Consider the following 12,913-nt stretch of genomic DNA (forward strand, 5'->3'; position numbering starts at 1 on the left):
CCGCTAGCGGAACTTTTGTTGGCCTGAGGCGTAAACAGCCCAGCAGGGGAACCCGGGCCCCCCGCGTTTGCTAGGCCGGCCCGAAGATCGATGGAGTGGGGATGTCCCGTTCACAGCTTGTAGCTGAACACTTGCCGTTGTTGCGCCGGTACGCGCGCGCCCTGACGGGCAGCCAGGCCTCCGGCGACGCCTATGTCGCAGCCATGTTGGAAGCCATGCTCGGGGATCCCAGTGTGCTCGACGAGAGCCATGGACCGCGGGCCGGCTTGTTTCGGCTGTTCACCCAGATCTGGAATTCCGTCTCCGTGAATGACGATTCCGAGGTGGCGACGCTGCCGATGCCGCCGGAGCGGCGGTTGTCCAACATCACGCCGCTGCCGCGGCAGGCCTTCCTGCTGCTCTCGCTCGAAGGGTTCTCGGAAGAGGAAGTCGCCTATATCCTCTCGACCGACGTCGCCGAGACGCGGCGGCTGGCCGATACCGCCGGCCGCGAGATGGCGGCGGAGATCGCAACCGACGTCCTGATCATCGAGGACGAGACCTTCATCGCCATGGACCTCGAAAGCCTGGTGAAGAATCTCGGCCACAATGTCGTGGGCGTGGCGCGCACCCATGCCGATGCGGTGGCGCTGGCCAAGAACAAGCGGCCGGGCCTCATCCTCGCCGACATCCAGCTCGCCGACGGCTCGTCGGGCCTGGATGCGGTCAACGAGCTGCTCCGCACCTTCGAGGTCCCGGTGGTGTTCATCACCGCCTATCCCGAGCGCTTCCTCACCGGCGAGCGCCCGGAGCCGGCCTTCCTGATCTCAAAACCGTTCCAGCCCGCGATGGTCTCGGCGGTGGCGAGCCAGGCCCTGTTCTTCCAGCGCAACTCGCGCAACCGCACGCCGAAGGCGCCGGCGGCTTAAGGAGCTTTCGTCAATAAGGAGACGGCGCGTCGCAGGGCGCGCCGTTTTGCTGCCAACATTAAATTCAGCAGCCGCGGCAGATGCTGCGAAGCATGGAATTGAGCTTGGCGTCGCTCGGCCCAGACGATTTCGCGTTCAGCTTGGCCTGGTCCTCGATCCAGGATTGGAGCAGTTTTTCCCGCTCCGGCGACGGTCCCAGATTCAACCGTGTCCCGTCAAAAGTCATAAGGACCGTCACGCTCTGCAGGTCGTCCTTCGCCTCGGCGGGTGGCTTCGGGAACGGCACGGAACGCTCGACCATGGCGAGGGCTGCGGCGTCCAGCGGCGCAAAGCCGGTGCTTTCAACCAATGCGGTCGAGACCAGTTTTCCGGAGCGGTCAACTACGAATGTGACACCGGCATCGGCCCTTTGACCCATGGCCTCGGGCGGAAACGATCTGTTGCGCCAGACATGCTCGGTAACTGCCTTGCGCCATGCGTCCATGGCGTCAGAGACCGCGAAGGCGGGCGTCGGCACGCTTGCCGCCAACCCGTAAGGCACGAGATCGAAATGGCGGCCGCTGAAGACAAGCGGCGCAATAAAAGAGAACTCGTCCTCCGTTAGTTCTGACGGCGGCTCCGGAAAGGGTTGGGCACGATCGAAGACTGCCAGCAAAGCAGCATCCAACTGCCTAGATCCGGTGCTCGCAATCAGTGTCCGCGACATCAGCTTGCCGGATCTGTTGATGACGAACGACATCTTGGCGTTGCCAGACTGCTCCCGGGCTTCGACTGGAAGCAGCTTGTTACCGGCAATGTGCTTCGCCAACGCAGCCTTCCAAGCGATCGCGCGTTCGATCTGCAAGTCTGTTTGCGCGAGCGTGGGGCGACCTGCCAACAATCCGAGAAGGACGACTGACAAGAGGAGTTTCATTCGCATGCGTTGCTTCGCGCGCATCGGTGAGGAGATCTCAACAGCCACGGCAGATGCTGTGAAGCTTGGCATTGACTTTGGCCTCATCGGCAGCCGCTTCTGCGGGAAGCGGGTTCCTCCAGGGCATTTCCCTTTTTGCATGGAAGATCACCGGGACCGTGAATCGAAGGTTGTCCTCTTCAATATCAGCGGGCGGCTCCGGAAATGGAGCGGCGGCTTCGACCATTGCCAAGGCGGCAGCATCGAGCTCGCTAGAGCCTGTACTTTCAACCAGCGCACTGGAAACGAGATTGCCGGTCCGGTCGAGCACGAATACCACCCTAGCCGTACCGCCCTCGGCCGGCGCGTTGCTAGGAAAGGTCTTTTTGCTTGCCAATTGGAGACTAAGCCGCCTCTTCCATATTTCAACGGAGTTCGCTTGCCGGTCTAGCGTATCAGGCTCTGCATGCGTGGGATAAGCCACCAGCAATCCAAGCGCGGCCAAAAAGAAGAATCTCATTTGCATTGGTAAGGATAATAATCGCGGCACGGTTGATTACAAGGATCGATGCTCGTTTTGCGCTCCTGCCGTTGTGCGCAAGTCGAATGACCGTGAGGCCATGACGTGCTTGACGGCAACCTCATTGCCTCGTTGATATTTCGCCGCGATGACATCTATCCATCGTCGCTTCAACCCCCCCGGAGACTTCGCATGGACCAGCAGCTGCTCGACCGCCTCGCCATCCGCGATCTCGTCGAGAACTGGGCGGTGTGGCGCGACGCCGGTGACTGGGAGCGGTTTGCCACCGTCTGGCACGAAGAGGGCTGGATGTCGGCCACCTGGTTTCAGGGGCCGGCGCGGGAGTTCATGCGCGTCAGCCAGGAAGGCTTTGCCAGGGGCGTACGCATCCTGCATTTCCTCGGTGGCACGAGCATCGACCTTTCAGGTGAGCGGGCGATCGCGCAGACCAAGATGACGATCTCGCAGCGGGCCCTGGTGCACGACGTGCTCTGCGACGTCGTCTGCACCGGCCGCTTCTACGATTTCCTGGAGAAGCGGAGGGGCCAATGGGGCATCGTCCGCCGCCAGCCGATCTACGAGAAGGACCGGATCGACCCGGTCGATCCCGCCGCCACGCTTCGCCTCGACCAGCAGGCGCTCGCCGCGCTCCCCGAAGGCTACCGCCATCTCGCCTACATGCAGGAGCTGATCGGCTACAAGGTCAAGCGTGACATGCCCGGCCTGACCGGCCCCGAGGTCGAGAAGCTCTATGGCGAGGGGCGTGCCTGGCTGGCGGGGAAGCCGAAATAGTCTTGCGGGAAGTGAACCCCAGACAAAAGTAAGGCGCGACTGGCATCACCACAGTCGCGCCCTACGTCGCCGGCTTATGGGGCAGGGGGGAATAGCCGGCTGTTGAGACGACTCCCGGGCGCCAGAGTCGTTCCAGCCGATTGCAAAATATTTCGGTGGCCAGGCTACGTTTTCGCACACGGTTAAGTGATCTTAACATGTCGGAAACTCCCGTCCTTCCCTCGCGTTGTTCCCGCGATCGCCATGGGGCGAGGGATCGACAGCCATGCCACATATTCAAAAGGTATTTCTTGGTGCCGTCGCCATCGCCGCGACACTAGGTGCCGTGCAGGTCGGCGCCGTGCAGCTGGCTTCCGGGCACGATCTGGCGGACCGCTGGGAGGCGGTGGTTGACCAGCCGGGCCAGATCTCGGGTCGCAACCCTATCAGCCATAATGTCAACCGCACTGGCAAGTCCGACCGGCTTGCCGACTTGAAACCGGCGGCGGTTCCCACCCGCACCGTCTCGATGCGGCTGAACGACCTGCCCGATACGTCCGTTCTGTTGAGAGTCCCCGCGGTGATCGAGACCGGCAACGCCAAGCCGGTGCCCACGATGTTGAAGCCCGGCCGCAAGCCGACCATCGCTTGCGAGGCGATGGTCAGCTCCCTGACCGAGGTCGCCAAACTGCTGCAGCCGGGCCGCTGCGTGACCTGATCGACCCCGCCCTCACGCAAAAACGTCCTCCTCTCGGAGGGCGGCCTTGCGCGTCCACTTGATCCCAAATCCCACCGCGCTATATCCGGGCTTTCTCCATCTCTGATTGACCGGGTAAACGCATGACGACGTCCGATACGGCTACGCATACGCAGCCTTTCCAGGCCGAGGTTTCCGAGCTGCTGCACCTGATGGTGCATTCCGTCTATTCGGAGACCGACATTTTCCTGCGCGAGCTCGTCTCCAACGCCTCGGATGCCTGCGACAAGCTGCGCTATGAGGCGATCGCCAATCCGGGCCTGCTGGGCGAGGGGGACGCGCTCAAGATCCGCATCATCCCGAACAAGACCGCCACGACGCTCACGATCGCCGACAACGGCATCGGCATGGAGCGGCAGGAGCTGATCGACCATCTCGGCACCATCGCCCGCTCCGGCACCAAGGCCTTCGTGTCGAAGCTGAAAGAGGCCAAGGACGGTCTCGGCCTGATCGGCCAGTTCGGCGTCGGCTTCTATTCCGCCTTCATGGTCGCCGAGAAGATCGTCGTCATCAGCCGCCGCGCCGGCGAAAGCGACGTCTGGACCTGGACGTCGTCGGGCGGCTCCGGCTTCGAGATCGCGCGCGCCAGCGACGAGGAGGCGTCGCGGGTTCAGCGCGGCACCGAGATCGTCCTGCACCTGAAGGACGACGCGAAGAAATATCTCGAAACATACGAGATCGAGCGCATCGTCAGCGCCTATTCCGACAACATCCTGTTTCCCATCGAGCTGGTGCCGGAACAAGGCGAGCCGCGCCAGATCAACTCGGCGAGCGCGCTGTGGCAGCGCCCGAAATCCGAGCTGACGACGGAAGACTACAAGAAGGCCTATCAGCAGATCGCGTCCGCCTTCGACGATCCCGCGATGACGTTGCACTACCGCGCCGAGGGGCGTTACTCCTACGCGGTGCTGCTGTTTGCGCCCTCGACCAAGCCGTTCGACCTGTTCGAGCCGAACCGCAAGGGCCGCGTCAAGCTCTACGTTCGCCGCGTCTTCATCACTGATGATGCCGACCTGCTGCCGGGGTACCTGCGCTTCATCCGCGGTGTCGTCGACAGCGAGGATCTTCCGCTCAACATCTCCCGCGAGATGCTCCAGAACAATCCGCAGCTGGCGCAGATCCGCAAGGCGGTGGCGACCCGCGTCGTCAACGAGCTCGAGAGCCTCGCCGAGAAGGACGCGGACAACTTTGCAAAGATCTGGGACGGCTTCGGCGCGGTGCTGAAAGAGGGCATCTACGAGGATTTCGAGCGTCGCGAAAAGCTGCTCGCGCTGTCGCGCTTCACCACCACGTCAGGCGAGAAGCGCGCGCTCAAGGATGTCGTCGCCGATTTCAAGCCGAACCAGACCGAGATCTACTATCTCGTCGGCGATAGCATCGAACGGCTGAAATCCAGTCCGCGGCTGGAAGCGGCGACCGCACGCGGCATCGAGGTGTTGCTGCTGTCCGATCCGGTCGATGCGTTCTGGACCTCGATGCCGACGGAGTTCGAGGGCAAGCCGCTGAAGTCGCTGAGCCAGGGCGACCTCAATCTCGACCTGATTCCGCGCGTCGACGACAAGGACGAGGCGAAGAAGGACGAGCCCTCGGCGGACGAGGCCGCCACCATCGCCGTGATCAAGGCGGCGCTCGGCGAGCGCGTCAGCGACGTCAAGGCCTCGACCCGGCTGACCAGCTCGGCATCCTGCCTCGTTGCCGACAGCCAGGGCCCGAGCCGCGAGCTCGAGCGCATCCTGGCGCAGCAGAACCGCGGCATGCGCACCAAGCCGATCCTGGAGATCAATCTCCGCCACCCGATGGTGACCGCGATCACCAAAGCGCAGGCCGGCTCGAAGACCGTCGACGATCTCAGCCTTCTCTTGCTTGAACAGGCGCAGATCCTGGATGGCGAGCTGCCGGAGGATCCGGCTGCGTTCGCGGCAAGGCTGAACCGGCTGGTGCTGCAGGGGCTCGGCGGGTAGCGCGCAGGCCGCGCTCACCTTGCCGTCATTGTCCCCAGGAACAGTCGCCTCCGGCGAGGTGTTGTGTCATAGGAGGCCGTCGGCGCCTGATCCGCCGACGCCACCGATTTGAGGAAATCTCCGATGCGCCTGTCTCTCCTGACCCTCACCGCTATTGCCACGATGTTCATGGCGGCAGATGCCAGCGCGCAGACCTATGATCCGCGCTACCCGGTGTGCATGCACGTGTTCACGACCGGCGGCCGGGGCGGTGGCGGCGATTATTTCGACTGCTCCTTCACCTCGCTGCCGCAATGCCGTGCCTCGGCGTCGGGCCTCGCCGCCAGCTGCGACGTCAATCCCTACTTCGCTTTCGACGAGCCGCCGCCCCCGCCGCGCAAGCGTCACAAGAGGGTGTACTGAGGCTGCGATGAGGCTTGCGGCGGACAACATCGGGATGCGCCGCTCGCTTGGCTGCGTCATGACGGTCGGTGCATGGCTTGCGGCGGCGCCGTCGCAGGCCCAGACCTTCGATCCCAGTTTTCCCGTCTGCATGCACGTCTATTCCGGCGCGAGCGGCGGTGGCGGCGACTGGTATGACTGCTCCTTCACGTCGCTGCCGCAGTGCCGCGCGACCGCTGCCGGCCAGGCTGCGAGCTGCGATCCCAATCCATACTACGTTGCCAGCGCAACGCGGCGCTTGCGCCACGGCCAAAATCGCTAGCGTCGGGCAATGCCCGGCTTTGCAGGCACGAGCGAGCCGCTATTCCTTCTTGATGCCCGACAGCTCGACCACCTTGCGCCAGCGTTCGGTCTCGGCGGTGAGCATGCGGCCGAATTCGTCTGCATTGCCGTGCAGCGGGATCGCGCCGAGCTCGGCGATGCGAGCCTTGATCGCGGGATCGGACAGCGCCGTGTCGATCTCGCGATTGAGCAGATCGACGATCTCGCGCGGTGTGTCGTAGGGCGCCCCGACGCCGTAGAAGGAGGACGTCTCGTAGCCGGGCAGTGTCTCCGCGATCGGCGGGACGTCGGGCAGGATCTCCGATCGCTCGCGCGTGGTGACGCCGAGCGCGCGCAGCTTGCCGGCACGCACCAGTTCGAAGGACGAGGTGACGTTGTCGAACATGCCGTGGATCTGGCCGCTCATCACGTCGGTCAGGCCCGGCGCCGAGCCGCGATATGGCACATGGGTGAATTGCACGCCGGCCATCGACTTGAACAGCTCGCCGGAGAGATGCAGCGAGGTGCCGATACCGGAGGAGGCGATCGACATCTTGCCGGAACTGGCCTTGGCGTAAGCGATGAAGTCCGCGACGCTCTTCACCGGCAGATCGTTGTTGATCACCAGCACCAGCGGAATGCGTGCGACGCCGGCAACCGGTGTGATGCCCTTGGCGAAGTCGTATGGCAGTGCCGGATCGAAGGAAGCGTTGATCGCATTCGCGGTCGAGGTCAGCAGCAGCGTGTAACCGTCAGGTGCAGAGGCGATCACGGCCTGGGTGCCGATATTGCTGCCGGCGCCGGGCTTGTTCTCGACCACGAAGCTCTGCCCGAGGCGTTCTGACAGGCGCTGGCAGATCAGCCGCGACAGTACGTCGGTGGCCCCGCCCGGTGCGTAGGGTACCACCCATTTCACGCTGCGCGACGGATAGGACGGATTGCCGACCGCGAAGGCGCGCGGCGCCGCCAGCGTGGCTCCGGCGCATGCAACGGTCTGAAGCAAATGTCGCCTGGTGATCATCGTGGCCTCCAGTTCATCGCTCGAGGAGCGAGAGGACTCGTCTAGCGCGCTCGAATGACTGGAACTGCTATCGCAAGAATCATGCGAGGCCGCACCTCGTTCCGATCGGCTTGGTAAAGGATGATTGCAGTTAACCGCGAGCTAACCGAGTTTTACCTTGTCTCTTAACACCTGGGCAGGGCACGCAGGTTAAGCTGCCGCAATAAGCAGATACCGCCCGAAAGAAGAAACGGCATGACCACCGGCGTCATCGAGCACTCCAAAGCCGCGCGCGCCCCCTCGGCCTCGAAGATCTGGTTGAAGGCGATCGAGCTGACCGCGCGGATCGAGACGTTGCCGGGCCGGCTGTTCGCCGACGTGGTCGACGATTGGGCGCGGCGCCAGCCCGACCGCGTCGCGCTGGTCACGGACGACACGACGCTCGACTATGACGGCCTGTCGAAACGCATCAATCGCTACGCGCGCTGGGCGCTTTCGGTCGGCGTCGCGAAGGGCGATACCGTCGGCCTGATCATGCCGAACGGCGTCGATTATGTCGCAGCCTGGCTCGGCATCAGCCGCGTCGGCGGCGTGGCGGCGCTGATCAACACCAGGCTTGTCGGGAAGTCCCTCGCACATTGCATCGACGTCGCCAGGCCCTCGCATATCATCGTTGCGCATGAGCTGGCGGAAACGCTGGAGAGCGCAACGGCGCATCTGAAGACCGAGGCCAGGGTCTGGATTCATGGCGATGCCTGCAGCGAGCGCGCGATCGATGTTGCGCTCGCCGCGCTTGATGATGAGCCGTTATCGCCGGAGGAGCACGGCGACGTCACCATCGACGACCGCGCCCTGCTGATCTACACCTCGGGCACGACAGGGCTGCCGAAGGCCGCCAGCATCAGCCACCGCCGCATCCTCAACTGGGGATTCTGGTTCGCCGGCCTCACCGGTGCGACGCCGCAGGACCGGCTCTATGACTGCCTGCCGCTGTTTCACTCGGTCGGCGGCGTCGTCGCGCCGTGCAGCATGCTCGCCGCCGGCGGGGCGGTGGTGATCGCGGAAAAATTCTCGGCCTCGAACTTCTGGTCCGACATCGTGCGCCACGATTGCACGCTGTTCCAGTATATCGGCGAGCTTTGCCGCTATCTGCTCAAGGCACCGCCGTCGGAATATGAAAACCGCCATCACCTGCGGCTCGCCTGCGGCAATGGCCTGCGCGGCGACATCTGGGAGGATTTCCAGGGCCGCTTCGCCATTCCCCGCATCCTCGAATTCTATGCCGCGACCGAAGGCAATTTCTCGCTGTTCAACGTCGAGGGGCAACCGGGGGCAATCGGTCGCGTTCCGCCGCTGCTGGCGCATCGCTTTCCGGCCGGCCTCGTCAAGCTCGATCCCGACAGCGGCGCGCCGCTGCGCAACGACGAGGGCTTTTGCATTGCCTGCGCCCGCGGCGAGGCAGGCGAAGCCATCGGGCGCATCGGCAAGGCGGATGACGGCGGCGGCCGCTTCGAGGGTTATACCGACGCCGGCGAGACCGAGAAGAAGATCCTGCGCGACGTCTTCGCCAAGGGCGATGCCTGGTTCCGCACCGGCGATCTGATGCGCCTCGACGACAAGGGCTTCTTCCATTTCGTCGACCGCATCGGCGACACCTTCCGCTGGAAGGGCGAGAACGTCGCGACGTCAGAGGTCAACGACGCCGTGCGCGATTTCACCGGCGTGGTCGATGCCACCACCTATGGCGTCAGCATCCCGGGGGCCGACGGCCGCGCCGGCATGAGCGCGATCGTCGTGAACGAGGGCTTCGAGATCGGGGCTTTGCCCGCGCATCTGGCACAGCGCCTGCCGGCCTACGCCCGCCCCGTCTTCATCCGAATCTCGCGCGAGCTCGATGCGACCGAGACCTTCAAGCAGAAGAAGGGCGAACTGGCACGCGAAGGTTTTGACCCGGGCGCGGTGACGGATCCGATGTTTCTGCTCGATCCGAAATCCGGGGCCTATGTTGCGCTCGATTCCGAAAATTTTGCGCAAATCGTGGACGGTACGATCAGGCTGTAGCCGCAGCGAAATCGGCAGATAGGTGCAATTTTATCTGAATTGTCCAAGAGGCCATTTACTTCTGTCCGGTAAACATACGGGTACGGGGAGGCGGTCATCAAGAGCCGCCGCAACGAACACGATCGATTAACTAAGCAAGAGGCGAACAGCCATGTCGGTAAGATCCAAGGTCATCGAGGCGATTCAGCAGATCGCCAAGGAGCAGCACGTCACGCTTCCCGCGCTCTCGGACGATCTGTCCCTGCATGAGACGGGTTTCGACTCGCTGGCCTTCGCGATCCTGGTCGCGCGCCTCGAGGACGAGACCGGCGTCGACCCCTTCACCATTTCCGAGGACGCAGCGTTTCCCGCCACCGTGGGCGATTTCGTGCGGGCCTACGAAAATGTCCCCGCGTGAGATCTTTGCGCTTCGCGACCATCTCGGCGCGGAGCTGAGAGGCCGCACGCTGTCGGATGCGCGCCATGTGGTGTCGCTGACCGACATCCTGTCGCAGACCGTGCTGGGCGGCCGCCTGCGCGAGCTGTCCGGCTGCGCCGTCTTGCTGAAGCTGTCGGATCAACTCCGGTCCGGGCTTGCGATGATCGAGCTCGACGGCATCGCCCGCCGTATGCTGCTGTGCCCGCCGGACCTGAACCCGGCGCATCTGGACGCGCTGATCGCTGATGCCGGGATCGATGCCATCGTCACCGACGAGCCCGATGGTTGGGCTGACTCCGGCGTGCCGCTCGTCGTCGCCGCTCAATTGCCGCTTCAAGCCACCACGCCGGCCAGTACCGAACGCGCCACCGAATGGCTGATGCTGACCTCGGGCACATCCGGCGTGCCGAAGATCGTTGGACATACGCTGGAAGCGCTCACCGGCGCGATCGTCGCCGAAGGCCCTGCCAAGGGACCCGTGCCGGTCTGGGCCACGTTCTATGACATCCGCCGCTATGGCGGCTTGCAGATCTTCCTCCGCGCCATCCTTTCCGGCGGTTCGATGGTTTTGTCGGACCCGCACGAGGCGCTTGCCGACCACGTGGCGCGGCTGAACGCACGCGGTGTCTCCCACATCTCCGGCACGCCCTCGCATTGGCGCAAGCTTCTGATGAGCGGTTCGGCTGCGCAGTTCGCCCCACGCTATGTCCGCCTCTCCGGCGAGATCGCCGATCAGGCCGTGCTCGATGGCCTGAAGGCGGCATTCCCCAATTCCTCCGTCGGCCATGCCTACGCCTCGACCGAGGCCGGCGTCGGCTTCGCCGTCAATGACGGGCTTGAAGGTTTCCCGGCCAACTATCTCGGCAACCGCAATGGCGTCGAGATGAAGGTCGTCGACGGCTCGCTGCGCATCCGCTCGACCCGCACCGCGCACGCCTATATCGGCCGCAATGCGGCAGCGCTCACCGATGGCGATGGCTTCGTTGACAGCGGCGACATCGTCGAATTGCGCGGCGACCGTTACTATTTCGTCGGCCGCCGCGGCGGCATCATCAACATTGGCGGGCTGAAGGTTCATCCCGAGGAGATCGAAGCGGCGATCAACCGTCACCCCGCGGTGCGGATGTCGCGGGCGAAGTCGCGGCGCAGCCCGATCACCGGCGGCATCGTCGTCGCCGACGTGATCCTCGCCGAGGGCACGGACCCGGCGCGGGCGAAAGAGATCCGCGACCAGATCCTGGATCAGTGCCGCGCGCAGCTCGCTTCGCACAAGGTGCCGGCGGTGATCCGCTTCGTCGAGGCGCTCGACGTCACCCCAGCCGGAAAACTGGCGCGCACCGATGCATAATATTCTCGTCACCGGCGGCAGTCGGGGCATTGGCCTTGCGATCGGCAAGCGTCTCGTCGGCACCGGCTACAACGTGATTGCAGCGGCGCGGCGCGAGAGCGACGAGCTCAAGGCCGCGATCGCCGAGGCCGAGGGGCGCCTGCATTTCCGCTCCTGCGACCTCGCCGCGATCGATGCGATCCCGGCTTTCGCAAAGCTCGTGCGCGACGAGTTTGGCCCGATCTATGGTCTCGTCAACAATGCAGGCCTCGGCACCGAAGGCCTGCTCGCCACCATGCACAATTCCGAGATCGAGGCGCTGGTGCAGCTCAACGTGCTGTCGCCGATCATCCTCACCAAATATGTCGCGCGCCAGATGATGGCTGACGGCGCCGGCCGCATCATCAACATCTCCTCGATCATCGCGACCACGGGCTATAACGGCCTCTCGGTTTATGGCGCGACCAAGGCCGCCGCCACCGGCTTCACCCGCTCGCTGGCGCGCGAGGTTGGCAAGCTCGGGATCACCGTGAACGCGATCGCGCCCGGCTTCATCGATACCGAGCTGACGCATAATCTCTCCGAGGACGGCCGCAAACGCATCGCCGGGCGCAGCGCGCTGCGCCGCTTGCCGGAGACCGACGACGTCGCGCGCATGGTGGAATATCTGCTCGGCGAGGGCGGCCGCAATGTCACCGGCACCGTGTTTACCGTTGACGCGGGGAACACGGCTTAAAGCAGAACTCTGCCGCCGCAATCGGATTGATCCGCCACAATGACATCGAGCCGGATTTGGTCGTAAGATGGTCTATCATCGATTGAGTTACGTCAATCGAACTGCCCTAAACGATAAGGAGCAGTCTATGGCCAATCCTCACATGACCGTCGCGAGTCACGGCCGGACAGCTGCGGAGCCTTCGCCCGCAAAACTGAACGATGTCCGTTGCCTGCCGATGTCGCACCAAAACTCGGGCAGCCACGGCCACGAAATGTATCCGCAGCAATTCGTGCGGCTGATCGGCTGTCACGATGCGCCATCACCCGCCTTGCGCAAGCGCCAGGACGAGAAGCTGCATTAGCGCGCGTTGATGCCTAGGTCTGGGGTTTCGGCAGATCAATCCGCTCGTGCGAGAATTCCGGCGGTCCCTCGGTCAGGCGGCGAATGCGGCGTTCGCGTTCGTCCTCGGGGAGGGCGGGATCGAGCAGCCCCTCGATCTCGTGCACGGCAATTTCTTCGATCCTGGCGGCGTCCGATGAGACCGCAACGTGCGGCGACACGGGCGCCGCCGGAGCGATCTTGAGACCGAACTCGACCAGCTTGCAGATCGCATCCGCGCGCGATAGTTGCCGGGCCTCGGCCCAGGCGTCCACGGCCGCAGTCAGCCCCTCCGGCATCTTGACGGCACTGATGATGTCAAGGCCGGTACGTCGACGAACCGGACGGTCGGAATCCTTGCTGCCGAAGTCAGACACCCCTGATATCCCGTGCCGCTTTGAGGTCGTCGAAGCGTAGGCGCGATGGCCGGCCGGCTGTTTGATGCTGATCAATGACGACCTGCGGCATTGCGGCACGGCGCGATCTTGTTGTCCGGCGCC

Annotated in this window: 15 protein-coding genes; 11 read left to right on the forward strand and 4 right to left on the reverse strand. The window is 64.0% G+C overall.

Annotated features, from left to right (window positions below; genetic code table 11):
• The first annotated feature begins 101 nt into the window (after positions 1–101).
• Complete coding sequence (locus G8O24_RS13780) at positions 102–908, forward strand: response regulator (protein ID WP_188100040.1); 807 nt, start codon at positions 102–104, stop codon at positions 906–908.
• 64 nt (positions 909–972) lie between these two features.
• On the opposite strand, the gene G8O24_RS13785 is transcribed toward G8O24_RS13780, so the two are convergent.
• Together G8O24_RS13785 and G8O24_RS13790 are read right to left on the reverse strand one after the other, a co-directional pair.
• The gene (locus tag G8O24_RS13785) at positions 973–1,869 is read right to left on the reverse strand and encodes an energy transducer TonB family protein (RefSeq protein ID WP_311972289.1); all 897 of its coding nucleotides are present in this window, start codon (positions 1,867–1,869) and stop codon (positions 973–975) included.
• Complete coding sequence (locus tag G8O24_RS13790; protein ID WP_188100042.1) at positions 1,859–2,320, reverse strand: TonB family protein; 462 nt, start codon at positions 2,318–2,320, stop codon at positions 1,859–1,861. Before G8O24_RS13790 ends, G8O24_RS13785 begins: the two co-directional genes overlap by 11 nt.
• Positions 2,321–2,512: 192 nt before the next feature.
• On the opposite strand from G8O24_RS13790, the gene G8O24_RS13795 reads away from it, so the two are divergent.
• The 5 genes from G8O24_RS13795 to G8O24_RS13815 all read left to right on the forward strand — a co-directional run bounded on the left by G8O24_RS13795 (position 2,513) and on the right by G8O24_RS13815 (position 6,512).
• Complete coding sequence (locus G8O24_RS13795; protein WP_188100043.1) at positions 2,513–3,112, forward strand: nuclear transport factor 2 family protein; 600 nt, start codon at positions 2,513–2,515, stop codon at positions 3,110–3,112.
• 265 nt (positions 3,113–3,377) lie between these two features.
• Positions 3,378–3,809 (forward strand): hypothetical protein, encoded by a 432-nt coding sequence (locus tag G8O24_RS13800; protein WP_188100045.1) that lies wholly within the window; start codon positions 3,378–3,380, stop codon positions 3,807–3,809.
• A gap of 122 nt (positions 3,810–3,931) precedes the next feature.
• Complete coding sequence (htpG, locus tag G8O24_RS13805; protein WP_188100046.1) at positions 3,932–5,809, forward strand: molecular chaperone HtpG; 1,878 nt, start codon at positions 3,932–3,934, stop codon at positions 5,807–5,809.
• Between the two features lie 123 nt (positions 5,810–5,932).
• Positions 5,933–6,211: a DUF3551 domain-containing protein gene (locus tag G8O24_RS13810; protein WP_188100048.1), complete on the forward strand. Its 279-nt coding sequence runs from the start codon at positions 5,933–5,935 to the stop codon at positions 6,209–6,211.
• Positions 6,212–6,245: 34 nt separating this feature from the next.
• Complete coding sequence (locus G8O24_RS13815) at positions 6,246–6,512, forward strand: DUF3551 domain-containing protein (protein WP_188100125.1); 267 nt, start codon at positions 6,246–6,248, stop codon at positions 6,510–6,512.
• Between the two features lie 39 nt (positions 6,513–6,551).
• Here the strand turns inward: G8O24_RS13815 and G8O24_RS13820 are convergent, their stop codons facing one another.
• Positions 6,552–7,532 (reverse strand): Bug family tripartite tricarboxylate transporter substrate binding protein, encoded by a 981-nt coding sequence (locus G8O24_RS13820; RefSeq protein WP_188100050.1) that lies wholly within the window; start codon positions 7,530–7,532, stop codon positions 6,552–6,554.
• A gap of 234 nt (positions 7,533–7,766) precedes the next feature.
• On the opposite strand from G8O24_RS13820, the gene G8O24_RS13825 reads away from it, so the two are divergent.
• The 5 genes from G8O24_RS13825 (at position 7,767) to G8O24_RS13845 (ending at position 12,396) form a co-directional block, all read left to right on the forward strand.
• The gene (locus tag G8O24_RS13825; protein ID WP_188100053.1) at positions 7,767–9,572 is read left to right on the forward strand and encodes a long-chain-acyl-CoA synthetase; all 1,806 of its coding nucleotides are present in this window, start codon (positions 7,767–7,769) and stop codon (positions 9,570–9,572) included.
• Positions 9,573–9,723: 151 nt separating this feature from the next.
• The gene (locus G8O24_RS13830; RefSeq protein WP_015688794.1) at positions 9,724–9,969 is read left to right on the forward strand and encodes an acyl carrier protein; all 246 of its coding nucleotides are present in this window, start codon (positions 9,724–9,726) and stop codon (positions 9,967–9,969) included.
• Complete coding sequence (locus G8O24_RS13835) at positions 9,956–11,338, forward strand: class I adenylate-forming enzyme family protein (protein WP_188100054.1); 1,383 nt, start codon at positions 9,956–9,958, stop codon at positions 11,336–11,338. Before G8O24_RS13830 ends, G8O24_RS13835 begins: the two co-directional genes overlap by 14 nt.
• Positions 11,331–12,053 (forward strand): SDR family NAD(P)-dependent oxidoreductase, encoded by a 723-nt coding sequence (locus tag G8O24_RS13840; protein WP_188100056.1) that lies wholly within the window; start codon positions 11,331–11,333, stop codon positions 12,051–12,053. Before G8O24_RS13835 ends, G8O24_RS13840 begins: the two co-directional genes overlap by 8 nt.
• Before the next feature lie 127 nt (positions 12,054–12,180).
• Entirely contained in the window at positions 12,181–12,396 is a 216-nt protein-coding gene (locus G8O24_RS13845; RefSeq protein ID WP_188100057.1) for a hypothetical protein, read from the forward strand.
• A gap of 13 nt (positions 12,397–12,409) precedes the next feature.
• On the opposite strand, the gene G8O24_RS13850 is transcribed toward G8O24_RS13845, so the two are convergent.
• Positions 12,410–12,799 (reverse strand): hypothetical protein, encoded by a 390-nt coding sequence (locus tag G8O24_RS13850; protein WP_188100127.1) that lies wholly within the window; start codon positions 12,797–12,799, stop codon positions 12,410–12,412.
• Positions 12,800–12,913: the final 114 nt, after the last annotated feature.

Source organism: Bradyrhizobium campsiandrae, assembly GCF_014529705.1.
In the GTDB taxonomy this organism is placed as follows: domain Bacteria; phylum Pseudomonadota; class Alphaproteobacteria; order Rhizobiales; family Xanthobacteraceae; genus Bradyrhizobium; species Bradyrhizobium campsiandrae.